The 16,282-nt window shown below is 70.5% G+C and carries 15 protein-coding genes; 3 read left to right on the top strand and 12 right to left on the bottom strand.

The window, feature by feature from the left end; translation table 11 throughout:
- Positions 1–15: 15 nt before the first annotated feature.
- Together AB0C27_RS52565 and AB0C27_RS52560 are read left to right on the top strand one after the other, a co-directional pair.
- Positions 16–1,467 carry a non-reducing end alpha-L-arabinofuranosidase family hydrolase gene (locus AB0C27_RS52565; protein ID WP_357862233.1) on the top strand — a complete coding sequence of 484 codons (1,452 nt, stop codon included), beginning with the start codon at positions 16–18 and terminating at the stop codon, positions 1,465–1,467.
- A gap of 109 nt (positions 1,468–1,576) precedes the next feature.
- Positions 1,577–3,220 carry a ricin-type beta-trefoil lectin domain protein gene (locus AB0C27_RS52560; RefSeq protein WP_357862231.1) on the top strand — a complete coding sequence of 548 codons (1,644 nt, stop codon included), beginning with the start codon at positions 1,577–1,579 and terminating at the stop codon, positions 3,218–3,220.
- Positions 3,221–3,291: 71 nt separating this feature from the next.
- Here the strand turns inward: AB0C27_RS52560 and AB0C27_RS52555 are convergent, their stop codons facing one another.
- The 4 genes from AB0C27_RS52555 to AB0C27_RS52540 all read right to left on the bottom strand — a co-directional run bounded on the left by AB0C27_RS52555 (position 3,292) and on the right by AB0C27_RS52540 (position 7,277).
- Positions 3,292–3,621 (bottom strand): hypothetical protein, encoded by a 330-nt coding sequence (locus AB0C27_RS52555; RefSeq protein ID WP_357862229.1) that lies wholly within the window; start codon positions 3,619–3,621, stop codon positions 3,292–3,294.
- A 160-nt stretch (positions 3,622–3,781) separates the two neighbouring features.
- Positions 3,782–5,830, bottom strand: a complete 2,049-nt coding sequence (locus AB0C27_RS52550) for a DNA/RNA non-specific endonuclease (RefSeq protein WP_357862227.1) — start codon at positions 5,828–5,830, stop codon at positions 3,782–3,784.
- A gap of 113 nt (positions 5,831–5,943) precedes the next feature.
- Positions 5,944–6,453 carry a helix-turn-helix domain-containing protein gene (locus AB0C27_RS52545; protein ID WP_357862225.1) on the bottom strand — a complete coding sequence of 170 codons (510 nt, stop codon included), beginning with the start codon at positions 6,451–6,453 and terminating at the stop codon, positions 5,944–5,946.
- A 206-nt stretch (positions 6,454–6,659) separates the two neighbouring features.
- Positions 6,660–7,277: a TetR/AcrR family transcriptional regulator gene (locus AB0C27_RS52540; protein WP_357862223.1), complete on the bottom strand. Its 618-nt coding sequence runs from the start codon at positions 7,275–7,277 to the stop codon at positions 6,660–6,662.
- 132 nt (positions 7,278–7,409) lie between these two features.
- Here AB0C27_RS52540 and AB0C27_RS52535 point away from each other — a divergent pair, with 132 nt between their 5' ends.
- The gene (locus AB0C27_RS52535; protein ID WP_357862221.1) at positions 7,410–8,060 is read left to right on the top strand and encodes a class I SAM-dependent methyltransferase; all 651 of its coding nucleotides are present in this window, start codon (positions 7,410–7,412) and stop codon (positions 8,058–8,060) included.
- Positions 8,061–8,129: 69 nt separating this feature from the next.
- On the opposite strand, the gene AB0C27_RS52530 is transcribed toward AB0C27_RS52535, so the two are convergent.
- The 8 genes from AB0C27_RS52530 to AB0C27_RS52495 all read right to left on the bottom strand — a co-directional run bounded on the left by AB0C27_RS52530 (position 8,130) and on the right by AB0C27_RS52495 (position 16,254).
- A complete protein-coding gene (locus AB0C27_RS52530; RefSeq protein WP_357862219.1) occupies positions 8,130–8,837 on the bottom strand; it encodes a helix-turn-helix domain-containing protein in 708 nt (235 codons plus the stop codon).
- 79 nt (positions 8,838–8,916) lie between these two features.
- Positions 8,917–10,425, bottom strand: coding sequence for an FAD-binding protein (locus AB0C27_RS52525; RefSeq protein ID WP_357862217.1), 1,509 nt, complete (start codon positions 10,423–10,425; stop codon positions 8,917–8,919).
- Between the two features lie 21 nt (positions 10,426–10,446).
- Positions 10,447–11,337 (bottom strand): amidohydrolase family protein, encoded by an 891-nt coding sequence (locus AB0C27_RS52520; protein ID WP_357862215.1) that lies wholly within the window; start codon positions 11,335–11,337, stop codon positions 10,447–10,449.
- On the bottom strand, positions 11,334–11,789 hold the full coding sequence (locus tag AB0C27_RS52515) for a MaoC/PaaZ C-terminal domain-containing protein (protein ID WP_357862213.1): 456 nt from the start codon (positions 11,787–11,789) through the stop codon (positions 11,334–11,336). Before AB0C27_RS52515 ends, AB0C27_RS52520 begins: the two co-directional genes overlap by 4 nt.
- On the bottom strand, positions 11,786–12,205 hold the full coding sequence (locus tag AB0C27_RS52510; RefSeq protein WP_357862211.1) for a MaoC family dehydratase N-terminal domain-containing protein: 420 nt from the start codon (positions 12,203–12,205) through the stop codon (positions 11,786–11,788). Before AB0C27_RS52510 ends, AB0C27_RS52515 begins: the two co-directional genes overlap by 4 nt.
- Positions 12,202–13,932: an AMP-binding protein gene (locus tag AB0C27_RS52505; protein ID WP_357862210.1), complete on the bottom strand. Its 1,731-nt coding sequence runs from the start codon at positions 13,930–13,932 to the stop codon at positions 12,202–12,204. The genes AB0C27_RS52510 and AB0C27_RS52505 overlap by 4 nt, the downstream gene beginning before the upstream one ends.
- Positions 13,907–15,106 (bottom strand): FAD-dependent oxidoreductase, encoded by a 1,200-nt coding sequence (locus AB0C27_RS52500; protein WP_357862208.1) that lies wholly within the window; start codon positions 15,104–15,106, stop codon positions 13,907–13,909. Before AB0C27_RS52500 ends, AB0C27_RS52505 begins: the two co-directional genes overlap by 26 nt.
- The gene (locus AB0C27_RS52495) at positions 15,106–16,254 is read right to left on the bottom strand and encodes an alpha/beta hydrolase (RefSeq protein WP_357862206.1); all 1,149 of its coding nucleotides are present in this window, start codon (positions 16,252–16,254) and stop codon (positions 15,106–15,108) included. The genes AB0C27_RS52500 and AB0C27_RS52495 overlap by 1 nt, the downstream gene beginning before the upstream one ends.
- Between the last annotated feature and the right edge of the window lie 28 nt (positions 16,255–16,282).

Genomic DNA, 16,282 nt, shown 5'->3' with positions numbered 1-16,282 from the left:
CCGAAAGGCACAGCCGTGAGATTCAGATTCCCGACCGTCCTGGCGGCGGTGGCCACCTTACTGGCGAGCCTGCTCATCGCCACGCAACCCGCCGGCGCCGCCACCGTCGACACGAACGCCTGGTACGTCCTCGTCAACCGCAACAGCGGCAAGGCGCTGGATGTCTACAACCTGGCCACCAACGACGGCGCCCGCATCACCCAATGGAGCCGCAACAACCAGAACCAGCAGCAGTGGCAGTTCGTCGACTCCGGCGGCGGCTACTACCGCGTCAAATCCCGCCACTCCGGCAAGGTCCTCGACGTCTCCGGCTTCTCCACCACCAACGGCGGCGCCATCGTCCAATGGGCCGACCTCAACGGCACCAACCAGCAATGGCGACTCGCCGACAGCAGCGACGGCCACGTCAGACTCATCTCCCGCCACAGCGGCAAAGCCCTCGAAGTCCAAGGCGCCGCCACCACCGACAACGCCAACATCGTCCAGTACGACGACTGGGGCGGCGCCAACCAGCAATGGCAACTCGTCCGCGTGGACGGCGGCGGCAGCGACCCCGGCACGTGCGACCTTCCGTCGTCCTACCGCTGGTCGTCGACCGGCGTGCTGGCGAACCCGCGGTCGGGCTGGGTCTCGCTCAAGGACTTCACCGTCGCCCCCTACAACGGCCGCCATCTCGTGTACGCCACCACCCACGACACGGGCACCCGGTGGGGCTCGATGAACTTCGGCCTGTTCGGCAACTGGTCGGAGATGGCCTCGGCGAGCCAGAACGCGATGTCCAACGCCACGGTCGCACCCACGTTGTTCTACTTCGCGCCGCGGAACATCTGGGTGCTGGCCTACCAGTGGGGCAGCACCGCCTTCTCGTACCGCACCTCCAGCGACCCCACCAACCCGAACGGCTGGTCGGCACAGCAGACGCTCTTCTCCGGCACCATCTCCGGCTCCGGCACGGGCCCCATCGACCAGACGGTCATCGGTGACAGCACGAACATGTACCTGTTCTTCGCCGGCGACAACGGCAAGATCTACCGGGCCAGCATGCCGATCGGGAACTTCCCCGGCAGCTTCGGCAGCACCTCGACCGTGATCATGAGTGACAGCACGAACAACCTGTTCGAGGCCGTCCAGGTCTACAAGCTCCAGGGCCTGAACAAGTACCTGATGATCGTCGAGGCGATCGGTTCGCAGGGCCGCTACTTCCGCTCGTTCACCGCCACCAGCCTGAACGGCTCCTGGACGCCGCAGGCCGCCACCGAGTCGAACCCCTTCGCCGGCAAGGCCAACAGCGGCGCCACCTGGACCAACGACATCAGCCACGGCGAGCTCATCCGGACCAGCGCCGACCAGACCTTCACCGTCGACCCCTGCAACCTGCAACTGCTCTACCAGGGCCGCAGCCCCGGCTCCGGCGGCGACTACGGCCTGCTGCCCTACCGGCCGGGCCTGCTGACGCTGCAACGATGACGGCCTGACCCGTTCCGCCCTGGTCCATCAGCGAACCGGGTCCTGGACACGGCGTCTGGGAGCTTCAGCCGTGTCCAGGACCCACGCCCCCCACTGAGGAGAGACATCGATGACCAGCAGGAGACGAACGCGCTTCTCCCTCGCCCTGACCACGATGCTGACCCTGACGGCAGCGGCCGTCGCGGTCGGCCCGTCCCTGCCGGCGCAGGCGCTGGAGAACGGCGTGGGCCGCACCCCGCCGATGGGCTGGAACACCTGGAACACCTTTGGGTGCAACATCAGCGAGACGCTGATCAAGCAGACGGCCGACGCGATCGTCAGCTCCGGCATGCGCGACCTGGGCTACCAGTACGTCGTGGTCGACGACTGCTGGTTCGACCCCAACCGCGACTCATCCGGAAACCTCCAGGCCAACCTGTCCCGGTTCCCGAGCGGCATGAAGGCGCTCGGCGACTACCTGCACGCCAGGAACCTGAAGTTCGGCCTCTACCAGGCGCCGCTGGACCGGACCTGCGCCCAGTACTTCGGCTCCTACCCGGGCGCGACCGGCAGTTTCGGCCACGAGGTCCAGGACGCCCGGCAGTTCGCCGCCTGGGGCGTCGACTACCTCAAGTACGACTGGTGTTCCCCCACCGGCACCATCGACGACCAGGTGCGCACCTTCGCGAAGATGCGCGACGCGCTGGCCGCCACCGGTCGGCCGATCCTCTACAGCATCAACCCCAACAGCATCCACGAGAAGACCGGCCCGCAGCGCGACTGGGGCGACGTCGCCAACATCTGGCGCACGACCGAGGACATCACCAACGCCTGGAACACAGGGCAGACCAACGGGTACCCGATGGGCATCCAGAACATCGTCAATGTCAACGTCCCGCTCGCCGGCCGCGCCCGGCCGGGGCAGTTCAACGACCCCGACATGATGGTCGTCGGCCGGGGCAACATGAACGACACCGAGATGCGCAGTCACTTCGCCCTCTGGGCCGTCATGGCCGCCCCGCTCATCGCCGGCAACGACGTCCGCAACATGGACAACGCCACCTCGGCGATCCTCAAGAACACGAACCTCGTCGCCATCAACCAGGACCCGCTCGGTCTGCAGGCCACCCAGGTCAGCAATGACGGCACCCGCCGCGTCCTGGCCAAACGGCTGAACAACGGCGACGTCGCGGTCGCCCTGTTCAACCAGGGCGGCAGCACCACCACGATCAGCACCACCGCCTCCGCCATCGGCCTGACCGGCGGCCCGTTCACGCTCCGTGATGCCTGGACGAACGCCGTCACCACGACGACCGGCGCCATCTCGGCGAGCGTCCCCGCACACGGCACCGCCGTGTACCGGGTCAGCGGCGGCACCCCCGCCCCGTCCGCCACCCGCCTCCAGGGCGCCGGCTCCGGCCGGTGCCTCGACGTGACCGGCGCCTCCCAGGCCAACGGCACCCAGGTGGTCATCTGGGACTGCCACCAGCAGACCAACCAGCAATGGACGAGCACGGCCGCCGGTGAACTGCGCGTCTACGGCACCAAGTGCCTGGACGTCGACAACGCCGGCACCGCCGACGGCAGCGGCGTCATCATCTGGGACTGCAACGGCCAGAGCAACCAGAAATGGCGCTTCAACACGGACGGCAGCATCACCGCGGTCGGCGCGAACAAGTGCCTGGACGTAGCGGGCAACGCCACGGCCAACGGCACCAGACTGCAAATCTGGACCTGCACAGGCGCCGCCAACCAACGCTGGTCCCGGACGTAGAGACCGCCCGCAGGCGAAGTGGGCCGGTAGCTCCTTCATCAACGGTAGGTACCGTGATGGTCCTCCGGAGATCAGCTGTCCGCCGAACCGGGCCAATGCCGCGTCGGAGGTGACAGCAGTTCTTGGAAGAGGCTGAGCGGCACCGGCCCACGGTGCAGAACGTGTGGCACGTCGCCCCAAGGCAGCAGCGGTTCGTCTGAGCCGAGGTTTCGGAGCCGCTCAAGAGCGCGGTTGGTCACCTCGGAGACCGCCCGCAGCGTGGCGGTGGTCAGCGGGAGGTAGTCGTCTTCGCTGCCGGGATCGGCGGTCCGGGCTCCCGGTGTGACACGCATGAGCCGGATGCAGCATCGCGCCGGGTCAAGCTGCGAGGCGTCGAGTGTCCAGAGCGGCACGTCGCCCATGCGCCGCCCGAACTCCGTACCGCGTCGAACAACACCGTGGGGTCGAGCGGCGAAAGGAAGACCACATCAGCCCCAGCTGTCGAGCTGTTCATCGTCGTCGTGGCCGCCTCCATTGCCATCCAGCTGCGGACCGCCCGCCTCGGCCGAACCTGACCGGGCTTCAGAGGGTGAGTTCGCGCAGGTGGGTGATCTCCCTGGCGGTGGTGACCCCCTCCATCCGGGCCAGCGGGTCCGCGTCGGAGAGGGTGCCGAAGGACAGCCGGGTGAGGTCTTCGATCCGCCGGATCGGCACCTGGTACGTCTTGTAGGCGCCGTAGGAGAACTCCCCGGGAGCGGCTTCCAGGCCGTCGATGAGGTGGTCCTGGCTGAGCAGGTAGCCGGTGGCCGACAGCTCGCCGTCGTGTTTGACCATCGCCACGACCTTCCAGTACTGGCGGGGCAGCTGGACGCCTCGGTACGGGTCGTCATCGGCCGCCAGGGCCGGGCCGGTGAAGACGCTGACCTTCAGGTCGCGGTTGTCGGCGTTGTCCAGGATGTAGTCCTCCAGGCCGGCCCAGGTGGTCTGGTTCTGGTTGAAGTCCTTGTGCTGCGGCGTGCAGTTGGTGAAGTGGAAGGTGTCGTCGTTGCCGCCTTTGGCGACCGCGAGGCTGGCTCCCCACGCGGGGTCCAGGCGGCGGACCAGGTGGCCCCGGTCGAGGGGGTTGTCGCGGTAGACGTCCTCGCCGGTCTGCTGGCTGTCGGGCAGGCGCGGGTCGAAGATCCAGCGGTCGGGGTCGCGGCGGATGCGCAGGCTGGTCGGGCCGTCAATGTTGACCGCGGTGAAGAAGGCCAGCCGCCGCTGCCGGTTCATCACCACGCTGAAGTGGTGGTAGTTCAGCACGTGCGACTGCCCGTCGCCGGCCTGCCGGGTGACTGCCGCCAGCGAGAGGAGATCGGGGGGCAGCGTGGGCAGCGCGACCCGATGCCCGCCCGGCAGGAAGTCCGGGTCGTAACCGCGGCGACCGGAATAGTCCGGATCTATCTGGATCGCCTCCGGCGCCGCCATGGACGGGCCGTCCACGGCGATCGGCCCGGCGAGGTGAACGGTGACGGGGGCGGTCAAGGTGAGCGTCAACGGCGCCTGCCCCAGCGCCGGCTCGGCCGGCCGGCTGAGCGAGCCGTTCATCGAGCCGTTCATCGAGCCGTTGGTCGAAGCGGGCGGAGCCGATGGAGCCGACGGAGCCGACGGGAGGGGCATGCGTTCGGCGAGCAACCGGTCGAGCAGGGCTCGCTGCTCCGGCGGGAACGGCTGGCGGCGCAGGACGTCCAGCAGGCGGCTGATGCGCACCCCTTCGTTGATGAACCCGCCGAACTCGTCGTGCTCAGGCGCGGGAACGGCGGCGTGGTGCAGGGCCACGAGCTCCCACTGGTCGTTGAAGACCGGCGAGCCGGATGAGCCGGGCTCGGTGTCGGTCTGGTAGTGCAGGAACGACTCCAGGACGTCCACGATCCGGTTCTCCCGCAGCGCGACCTGCTTCTTCTCCCCGCCCGGATGCTGGATGATCGTGACGAAGTCGCCGACGATGGCCTTGCCCTCAGGAGCCACCAGCCGGTTGAACCCGAACCTGGCCAGCTCTGCCGGGGCGGCCTTCACCGCCACCAGCGCGAAGTCCAGCTCCCGGTCGGCGAAGAAGAACCGGCCCGGATCCAGCGGGAATGCCTGCAGCGGCCGTGGGCTGCCGTCGACGCCGTCCTGGTAGTCGAACTCGATGCTGCTGCTGCCCGCCGTACCGGCATCGCCCAGTACGTGGTGGTTGGTGAGCAGCAGTTCGGGGCAGACCAGCGATCCGGTGCCGTACCCGTCCAGCCGCCCGCGCTCGTCGCGTACGACCACCCGCCCGACCGCTCGCGCCGCCGCCGCCCCGCCTTCGAGGTAACCGACCGGAAGCAGGTCGTTGGTCTGGATGATCCGCTCCAGCACCGCCACCGCCGCGCTCACGGCGGCCGGGTCCGCGGCGGTGAGCGCGGCGGGATCGATCGGGTGGACGTCACGGTAGTGGTGGCTGAGCCGATCGATGCGGGTGGCCACCCGTACCGGCTCATCTGCCCGGGCGATCCCGCCCGGCTCGGCGAGCAGGGCGGTCTGCCGCCGGCGCTGCTCGGTCCTGCGGGCCACCCGCGCCGCCGCGTCCTCCCGCACCCCGGCGGGCGCTCCATCGATCACTACCATGCCCTGCCCCTGTCCCCCGATGCACGGCCGGCGCTTCCCGGCCGCGGGCGTTATGCCCCGGCCAAGGTCATGGAAGTCTCCCCAACCCCTCTGACCTGCATATATATCCCATCTCACAGGTAGGCGAGTGCTTCCCTGACGGTGAGGCGGGAGGCGCGGGCAGCGGCGGCGTCGGTGGCCAGCGCCGCGCCGAGGAGGGCGAGCACGACCCAGATCACCGCCCCGAGAGCCGAGATCCGGAACGGGATGGGCACGTTCATGAACAGGTTGCCCAGCCCGGCGCCGAGCAGCCAGGTGAGCACGACCGCCGGCACGACCGCGGCCACGCACCCGGCGACCGCCAGGAGGAGCCCCTCTGCGGCGACGATCCGGCGTACGGTGCGCGGCCGGGCCCCGATGGCGTGCATGATGCCGAACTCGCCGCTGCGCTTCCGCTCGGTGAGCATCGCCGACGACTCGGCGTAGGAGACCCGCCTGCCTTCCAGGTTGTAGGCGCGGGTGCGCTCTTCGAGGGCTTTGTTGTAGACGAGGCGGACGCAGCCGAACGTCCGGGCAAGCTCTCCGGCCTGCTCGGGGGTCGGGTAGAAGCGGTACTTGTAGGCCCGCTTCACGATCTGCGCCACGCCTGGCATCCTACCGAACGATCAAGGAAAATTCGCGCACTTGTTCGATGCGGCGGTTCAGCTGGCGGCAAATCGCCTGTTCCTGCCCTGCCCCGCAGGGGGCCGATTCCTCCCCGCCTGAAGGCGTGGGTTTCCTCGGAGGTTTCTGATGAAACTCGGTCTCCGCGACCGCGTCCAGGCCGTGAGCTTCGCCTACGAGACCGGCATCAACCGCCCACGGCCGTAGGCTCCGCGCAAGCGTGCGTCGGGACGGAGCCTGCGCCGGCGTGCGGCGGGCGCGGGGCCTCGTCCGGACGTAGCGCCACGCGTACACCGGGAGTCACAGCCGCGCGGAAGGCGGCGTCCAGCTCGGCGGGCGAGGCGCCGGTCTCGCCGTCCACCCACGCCCGCATCAGCCCCATGAACGCCCCCACCACGCAGACCACCAGCAGGTCGAGCCCCGGCGACGGACGGGCGCCCGCGGCGACGAGCTCGTCCCTGACGACGGCGGCGAGCAGCTCCTCACCCCGCGCCTGCACCAACCCGCCGCTGCGCCGGCCCAGCAGCGCCCGCACCAGCCGTTCCTGCTCCCGCACGTGCTCGAACATCGGCCGGCTGAACGCGAACAGCTCCTCCGCCTCCCGCGCCGCCGGCAGCCGATGCAGGAAGGCCAGCTCGCCGAGGTTGCTGAACAGCACGTCCTGCTTGTCGGTGAAGTGCGCGTAGAAGGTGGAGCGGCCGACGTCCGCGCGGACGATGATGTCGGTGACGGTCACCGCGTCGTAGCCCTTCTCCAGGATCAGCTCCACCAGCGCCTGCTGAACGAGCCGCCGCGTGCGTCGCACCCTCCGGTCTCCGGACACTTTCCCACCCTCTGTTCGGTACGGCACACCACGTCCGATCTGCTCGTTGACCGCGCTCTACGGGGAACGCATGCTTCATACCGAACACATCGTACGGAAACGGAGCCAACCACCATGGGACTCGGCAAGCTGCTGCACGGCCACCACGAACATGCCGACGAGGGCGGCACCATCGACCGGCCGCGCGCCTACGACGCCTTCGCCACGATCGGTTTCCTCGGCGCCCGCCGCGCCACCTTCACCCGCCTGGCCACCGCCGCCCGGCCCCACGCCGGCGACCGCGTCCTCGACGTCGGCTGCGGCACCGGCTACCTCACCCGCATCCTCTCCCCCGTGGTCACACCCACCGGCCACGTCACCGGCCTCGACCCGTCGCCCGCGATGATCGACCACGCCCGCGGCCGCGCCTCGGCGAACTGCACGTATGTCGTCGGGGAGGGCCAGAGCCTGCCGTTCCCTGACGGCTCGTTCGACCTGGTGGTCTCCAGCCTGGCCGTGCACCACATGCCCGCCGGCGCCAGGCCCGAGGCGCTGCGGCAGATGTTCCGCGTGCTGCGCCCGGGCGGACGCCTGCTCATCGCCGAGTTCCGCCCACCGGTGAACCCGCTCGCCCGGCGCGTCATCGGCCTGCTCTCCGGCCCCGCCATGCGCCACGACCCACGGGACCTGCTCGGCACCATGATCCCCGACGCCGGCTTCCAGGTGGAGGCCGAAGGCGAACTCCCCCACCTGCTCTACTACGTCCGCGCGACCCGCCCGCAGTGACCGGCCCGCAGTGACCGGCCCGCTGCGCGAGCTCCATCGAGCCACGAATGTTCCTGGACCCCGAGCGGGCTACAGCTCCCGGGCCGTGATCTGGGCCGCGGCTTCGAGCAGGCGTTTGGCTGTGCGTTCGACCTCCAGGTCCACCATCGACACGATGCCGAGGCTGGCGTCCAGCGGGTGGCCGTCGCTGTCGTACAGCGGCACCGCGACGCCCACCGCGCCCGGGGTCAAGGTGCCGCGGGAGACCGCGTAGCCGAGCTCGCGGGCCTCGACCACCGCAGGCGGGTCGCCGGCCTGGGCGGGGCGGGAGAGCATGATGGCCAGGCCGCTGGCCCCCTGGTCGAGGGGGTGGCGGGCGCCGCTGCGCTGGGAGAGGTGGAAGATGGCGTCGGGTGGCTCGACGACCGCCAGGACGACGGCGTCGGCTCCCTCCGCCACGACGCACTGCGTGGTGGCACCGAGCTCTTCTGCCAGAGTGCGCAGGTAGGGGACGACGGCACGGCGGAGCTGCGGGTTGGCCTGCCTGGCGAGCTGGATCACGCCCAGCCCGAGCCGGTAGCGCCCCGAGCTGCCCTCCGCGGCCAGGCGGTGCAGGCGCAGCGTGGTGAGCAGGCGGTAGACGGCCTGCCGGTGCATGCCCAGCGACGTGGCCAGCTCGGCGACGGTCATGTCGCGGTCTTCGGAGGCGAGCAGCTCCAGCAGCCGCAGGCCCCGATCCAGGGTCTGCGAGCCACTGCCCTGACTCCCGCCCTCGCCGGCGCGATCACCAGTGCTCACGTCAAGCCATCCCTACCGCCGTCGGTGCCACGGACATCTGCTGTGTCTGCATGGAGCCGGCCTGATCTCACTTCGAGCGTCAACTTCCACCTACCCGGTCGGCTGCCGCGTTGCGTCCAGCGATCCGGCCGAATGCCAGGCACTCGGCGATGCTGCCACCGCCGGTCGGATAGAGCAGGCCGTGTAGTGATCCTAGCTCTCCGGCGGAGTAGAGATGGCTGATCGAACCTCCCCGTATCGACGCGACCCGAGCGTTCGCGTCACGGCGTGGACCGCCGACGGTGTGGGACCCGCCGGGCCAGAGCGGGACCGCGTAGTAGCGGTCGCCGCCGAGGGGGGTCAGCGTGACGGGATCGCGGCCGAAGTCGGCGTCGAGGCCGTTCGCGCAGTGCTCGTTGTAGCGCGCTACGGTCTGCTCCAGCACGGCGGCGTCGAGGCCGCAGACTTCGGCCAGCTCCTTGACGGAGCCGGCCGATCGGATCCAGCCTTTGCGCAGCTCGGCGACGTTGTCCTTGCTCCAGGTGTAGTCGCCGACCGGCCCGGCCGGGCCCGAGTACGTCGGGACGAGCGTCGCCCGTTCGAAACGCTCCTGGTCGAAGATCCACCAGGTGGGGATCCTCGGGTACGTGAGCGAGTCGGCGTCCATCGCCAGCAGCTCCAGGTTGGCGGCGTGCTGGCGGCCGGGCTCGCGGATGAAACGCCGGGCCGTGCCGTCCACGAAGATCGAACCGGGCGCTCGCTCGTCCCCCGGCCCGAACCGGCCAGAGCCCCACAGGTCGATGCCCGTTCCTCCGGTGTAGCCGTCGCCGGGGAACCTGGCCACGAAATGCCCCGGCCAGACGTTCATGTGCCACAGCTCCGCGCCGGCCTCGATCGCCATGGTGATGCCGTCGCCGGTGTTGTGCTCGGTGCCGTAGAAGTGCGCGGGGGTGATCGGGAGGTACTGCGTCTTGAGTCGTTCGCTGGACTCGTAGCCGCCGACGGCCAGGATGACGCCGCGGCGTACCCCGATCCGCTCAATCCCGCTGTCATGCTCGGTCTCCACGCCGATGACCGCGCCCGTCGCGTCCGTGAGGAGCCATCGGGCCGCGGTCCCGTACCGGACCTCGATGGCGCGCTCGGCGATCAGGCCGCGCAGGAAGCCGTGCATCGGGCAGCCGGTGTAGCCCTCCGGCTCGCCCGCGGGCCGCGCCTTGTAGACCCTGATCGACTCGTGGCCGGGCAGCGACGGGTGCTCGCCGCGGATGTCCATCTTCACGTAATCGCCGCCGTGCCGGTCGAGCCAGGCCGGGTTGGCCGCCGTCTCCTCGGCCCAGGCGCGGATCAGGGCGGGATCGACCGTGGACAGCTCGCCGTTGACCGCGTACATCGCCGACAGATACTCCACCGCGCCGTCCACGTCCTCGGGCACGAGGAAGAAGCCGGCGGCGTAGCGGCTGTTGGGCCGGTGCCCCGCGGCCTGCTGCTTCTCGACGACGAGCACCTCGGCACCCGCGTCGTGGGCGGTCACCGCGGCGACCGCGCCGGCGTCGCCCAGGCCGAGCACGACGACGTCGACGGTCCGGTCAAAGGGACCGGTGTAGTGCATGGCGACCTCCAGGACCGGGTTTCATGCCTTGCCGGTGAGTCCGAACAGCCGGGCCGCGTTCTCCTTGAGGATCTTCGGCCGGACCTCGTCGCGGATGCCGATCTTGGCGAAGTCGGCCAGCCAGCGCTCCGGGGTGATCATCGGGAAGTCGGACCCGAAGAGCACCTTGTTCTTGAGCAGCGTGTTCGCGTACTGGATGAGCTGCGGCGGGAAGTACTTCGGCGACCAGCCGGACAGGTCGATGTAGACCTCCGGCTTGTGCATGGCGACCGCGAGCGCCTCGTCCTGCCAGGGGAACGACGGGTGCGCCAGGATGATCTTCAGGTCGGGGAACTCGGCGGCCACGTCGTCGATGTGCATCGGGTTGGAGTACTTCAACCGCAGCCCGCCGCCGCCCGGCGTGCCCGCCCCGGCTCCGGTCTGGCCGGTGTGGAACAGCGCGACCAGCCCGTGCTCGGCGATGACCTCGTACAGCGGATAGGCCATCCGGTCGTTCGGGAAGAAGCCCTGCGAGGTGGGGTGGAACTTGAAGCCGCGCACCCCGTGCTCCTCGATCAGCCGCCGGGCCTCGCGCACGCCCGCCGCGCCCCGGTGCGGGTCGATGCTGGCGAACGGGATGAGCACGTCGGCGTGCAGAGCCGCCTGCTCGGCGATCTCCTGGTTGCCCGGCACCTGCTCCCGCCCGCTGACGTGCATGGAGTCGACGCCGAAGACGATCGCGGCCATGTTCCGCTCGCGGTAGTACTCGGCGATCATCGGGACGGTGAACTTCCTGACCTCGCCGGCCTTGAAGTAGTCGGCCATCGCGGCGAACCGGTCGTTGCCGTCGCCGGGCTCCTGGGCCTCGTGGACGGACGTGTGCACGTGGGTGTGCACGTCGACCGCGTCCAGCGAGGTGACGTCGATGGTCATCGCTCTCCCTCGCCTTCGTCGATCCTCATCGCTCCTCCGCGCTCCGCCTCGTCGATGATCGCGGTGGCGGTGCCGGACAGCACCTCCACGCCGTCGGCGTTCACCGCCGTGAGGGTGAGCTCGGCGCGCCGCTGCCCGTCGACCGTCTGGACGTCGGTGACGACCGCCGTCGCGGTGATGGTGTCGCCGGGCCAGACGGGGGCCTTGAACCTGGCACGGTAGCGCCGTACGTTCTCGTGCCCGAACCAGTCGGTCAGCACCCGGCCGGCCAGGCCCATGGTGAGCATCCCGTGGGACATCACGGTCGGATGCCCGGCGATCTCGGTGGCGAACGGCTCGTCGGTGTGCAGCGGGTTGTAGTCGCCGGAGGCGCCGGCGTACATGACGATCTGGGTGCGCTTGAGGTCCGTCACGACGACCTGGGACACCTGATCGCCTGCCTTCACCGTCATGAGGGTTCCTCCTGGGTGATGCGCACCGAGACCGAGGTGGAGCGGGCCACCAGGTTGCCGTCGGCGTCGTGGAAGTCGACGTGCCGCTCGGCGAAGTTCAGCACGCCGGCCCGGCCGCTCTTGTGCCAGGTGCGGCCCTGCCACTTGCGGGCCGTCAGCGTCTCGCCGACGCGGATCGGGCGGAAATACTCGAACTCCTGCTCCGCGTGCAGGCCGCCGGTTCCGCCCGACGAGCGGCCCGCGTCGGCTCCTGAGCCGTTCCAGGGCTCGCCGGGCTTCATGCGCAGCGGCCAGTCCGGGTCGAACTGGGAGAAGGCGATCGGGAAGGTGGGCACGACCACGTCCGCGTCCTCCCCCACGGCGCGGGCGAACGCCCGCACGTGGCCCTGCTCGATCGGGAAGGGAACATCAGTCACTGCGTCGCCTCCTTGGTGGCCGGGCGCAGGTGGCCGACGGCCAGCTCCCGCGCGGACGGCCGGTTGATCTTGCCGGCCGGGCTGCGGGGGATGGCCTCGACCCGGACGATGGCGCGCGGGCGTTTGTACCCGGCCAGCCGCTCGCCCACGTGCCGGCTCAGCTCTTCGTCCTCGACCTCGGCGAGCGCGTCCGCCGGCGCGACGACGGCGACCACGATCTGCCCCCAGCGCGGGTCGGGCACGCCGACGACCACGGCCTCGGAGACGCTCGGGTGGGTCACCAGCGCCTCCTCGACCTCCTCGGGGAAGACCTTCTCGCCGCCGGTGTTGATCACGCCGTCGCCGCGGCCGAGCAGGATCAGCCTGCCGTCCGCGTCCAGCGAGGCGAGGTCGCCGGGCACCGCGTACCGGACGCCGTCGATGGTCCGCCAGACCCTGGCGGTCCGCTCCGGGTCCTTGAGGTAGCCGACCGGCTGCGGCCCGGCGCTGGCCAGGACCCCGACCTGCCCGGTGCCGGGCTTGATGTCCTGGTCGTTCTCGTCCAGGATCCGGGCGACGGGGGCCAGCGTGAACCGTCCGTCGGCCACGTCGGCCTCCGAGCGGGCCAGCGCCTGGCCGAAGGGCCCGCCCTCGGAGGCCGAGATGTTGTCGATCAGGGTCATCCCGCCGCGCCGCAGCAGCTCCCGCTTGACCTCGGCGCTCCAGATGACGCCCGAGCTGGTCATCGAGCGCAGGCTGCCGATGTCGTACGGCCGCCCCGCCCGCTCGGCGGCGGCCAGCGCGTCCACCAGCGGACGGCCGAACGCGTCCCCCACGATCACCATCTCGGTGACCGCGCGCCGCTCGACGGTCCGCCACACCTCGTCCGCGTCGAGGGAGCGCGAGGTGCAGAAGCAGATCGTCCCTCCGGCCAGCAGGGTGCGCAGCGCGTGGAACAGGCCGGTGCCGTGCATGAGCGGCGACATCGGCAGCACGACCGGCGTGCCGCCCTTCTCGCGCAGCTCGCGGACCCGCGTGCGCACCTCGTCCGGTGTCCGCGGCGGTTCGAGCCCGGCCTGGCGGAAGACGCCGCGCAGGATGCCGAGCAGGCCGTCACGGTCCCAGATGACACCTTTGGGGCGCCCTGTCGTGCCCCCGGTGAGCAGGATGATGCCGTGCGGCGAGCCGGCGGCGGCGTCGCGGTGGACCGGCTCGTGCTCGACGGCCCGCTCGAACGGCACGACCGGCGCGTCCGGCTCCGCCTCGGCGCCGACCTCCAGCAGCAGGCGGTCGCCCGGCACCTCGCGAACGTGGGCGGCCAGGCTCGTGTCGTGCACGAACGCCGCCGCGTCGGTGTAGTCGAGCACGTAACGCAGCTCGGGGGCGCGGTAGCGGTAGTTGATGTTGACCGGCCGCGCGCCCAGCTTGAACGCCGCGACGATGGTCTCCAGGTACGCGAAGGAGTTGTACAGGCCGATGGCGACGGTCGAGCCGGGACCGACCCCGCGCGCGGCCAGCGCCCCGGCCAGCCGCGCCGCGCGACCGTCCAGCTCGGCGTAGCTGACGGCGCCGTCGCCCTGGATCATGGCGGGCCGATCGCCCGCCGCCTGCGCCGCGGCGCGCAGGGCGGTCGCGACGCTCATCTTCAGCTCGGCGGGTTCGGGCAGGTCGTTCGGCTCGTGAGCCATCCGGTCTCCTTCGATGCGGTACGCGGCCAGCCGCTCATCCGGCGCGGGGTGGGAGGTCATGGGTCCGTACATTGGAGATCATCGCAGCGTCCATCATCCAGTCGCGCGCCCGCTGCGGAGCCGCCGCGATCTCCGACATCTGGCGCTGGTACTTGCGCCGCTCCACCTCGTCCTGCTCGGCCATGGCGGTGGTGGTGCGGTGGGTGAGCTCCTTGACCGCCTCGATGGCGGCCTTGCGTCTGCGGTGCGCCCAGGCGTCCAGCACGTCCGTACCGGCCTCGCCGGTCAGCACCGCGCCGAGCTGGATGGACAGGTCGAACGCGTCGTGGATGCCGCCGTTGAGCCCCATGCCGCCCATCGGGCTGTTGACGTGGGCGGCGTCGCCCAGCAGCAGCACCCGGCCGTGGCGGAAGGCGTCGGCCACGCGCTGGTGCACCGAGTAGATCTTCCGCTCGCGCAGCGGCAGCTCGGGGTGGTCGCCGAACAGGCCGCGCAGCCGTTCGGCCACGTACTTGTCGGAGACCGCCTCGTCGCTGGTGACGTGGGGCGGCACCGAGATGACGACCCGCCACAGGTCGGGCACCCGCAGCACCAGCAGGTGCTCCTCGGGGTCGGCGATGTAGTTGACGTCGCAGATGCCGGGCAGCAGGGTCTCCACCGGGTAGTCGATGCTCAGCACGAGATACCGGTGATCGTAGGTGAGCCCTTCGAACGGCGTGCCCAGCGCCTTGCGGATGGTGCTGCGCGCCCCGTCGGCGCCGAGCACCCAGCGGGCCGCGACCCGCTCCCCGGCGGCGGTGGTCAGCGCGGCCTCGCCGTCGCTCTGGCTCACGCCGACGACGCCGGTCCCTAGCCGGATGTCGACCTGACCGTGCCGCTCCTCGATGGCGTCCTTGATGATCTGGGTGTACTTGTACTGTTCGAGCTGCAGCCTGAACGGGTACGCGGTCTCGTCGGCCAGCAGCCCGAAGTCGAACTCCGCGATCAGCCCGTCGCGCCGGTCGCGCACCTGGTACTTCCTGGCCACGATGCCGCTCGACAACATCGTGCCGACGACGCCGAGGTCGCGGGCGATCTCGATGGTGGGCGGGTGGAACGTGGAGGCCCGCCACTCGGTGCTGAGCCGCTCGCTCTCCTCCAGGACGACGACCGTCGCGCCGCGCCGGGCCAGGGCGAGCGCGGCGGTGAGCCCGACAGGGCCGGCGCCGACCACGGCCACGTCGTGAACGGCCATCATCGGCTCCACTCGGCGAGGTGGTCGCACATGGTCCTGGCCAGGTCGGAGCGGCCCTGGAAGTAGTGGTCCGCGCCCTTGATCTCGACCAGCTCGCGGCGGTCGTGGGCGACGGCCTCGTACATGGTGCGGGCGTGGCTGGGGAAGGCCGCGCAGTCCGCCGACCCGTAGACGACCATGACCGGCGCCTTGACGTTGGGAAGGGCGCGGTAGGCGTTGGCCCGGCTGCGGTCGTAGCTCCACTGGCTCAGCCAGGAGCGCAGGCTGGTGAGGTGGCCCAGCGACGCCGGCTGGAAGTTGGCCACCCACGGGGAGCCCCACAGGGTGCCGGTCTTCCTGTCGGACGGGTCGAGGGCCAGGTCCAGGAAGCGCGGGTCGGCGGCGGTGCCGTGGACGACGAAGGGCAAGTCGTCGGGCGCCTCCTTCCGGCCGTCCTGCGACTCCCTGGTGTGCTCGCGCAGCGCCTCGATCTGCTCGGCGGCCCAAGCGGTGATCCGGCGGTTGCGTTCGATCTGGGCGGCGCGGTAACGCTCGACGAACTCCTCGCCGTACGCGGGCCCGTTGGCCGGGTCGAACATGTCGAGCGAGCGGTCGCGGTCGAAGGGCCGCTGCTCGTCGGTGATGGCCGGGTCGAGCCCTTCGGTGTAGACGATCGCCCGGCCGGGGTGCGCCATGGCCATCACGATCTTGTCGGCCGGGATCAGATCGGCACCGGTCAGGTCCACGGGGTCCCCGGCCGGCGTGTGGGTGATGGTGGGGTGCTCGGCCTGCTCCTGGTAGAGCGCGGCCAGGCCGCCGCCGCCGGAGTTGCCGACCAGGACCACCCGCTCGTAGCCCAGCTCGCGCAGGCGCCGGATCGCCGCGCCGACGTCCAGGACGCAGTTCTCCATGATCAGCGCGGAGTCGTTGCCGACGTACCGGGTGGCCAGGCCGACCGCGGCCACGCCTCGGGAGGCCAGCTCCTCCAGCGCGTAGTGGCCGATGAAGTTGGAGGCGGGGTGCACGATCAGCACGGCGGTCGTCGGCTGCCGCCGGTCGTCCTTCCAGAGGGTGGCCCAGATCTTCCCGCTCATCCGGGCGACGCCGGAGTTGATGTCCAGGCGTCCGCCTTGGGACATCGGGATGGGCAGTAGTTCGCGGGACAGCACGGGCGGCTCCTGATCAGCGCGAGTAGGG

The sequence above is a fragment of the Nonomuraea sp. NPDC048882 genome (assembly GCF_040649755.1).
In the GTDB taxonomy this organism is placed as follows: Bacteria; Actinomycetota; Actinomycetes; order Streptosporangiales; family Streptosporangiaceae; genus Nonomuraea; species Nonomuraea maheshkhaliensis.
The sequence above is the reverse complement of the archived record's forward strand: the minus strand, read 5'-3'. Positions and strand labels throughout refer to the sequence as shown.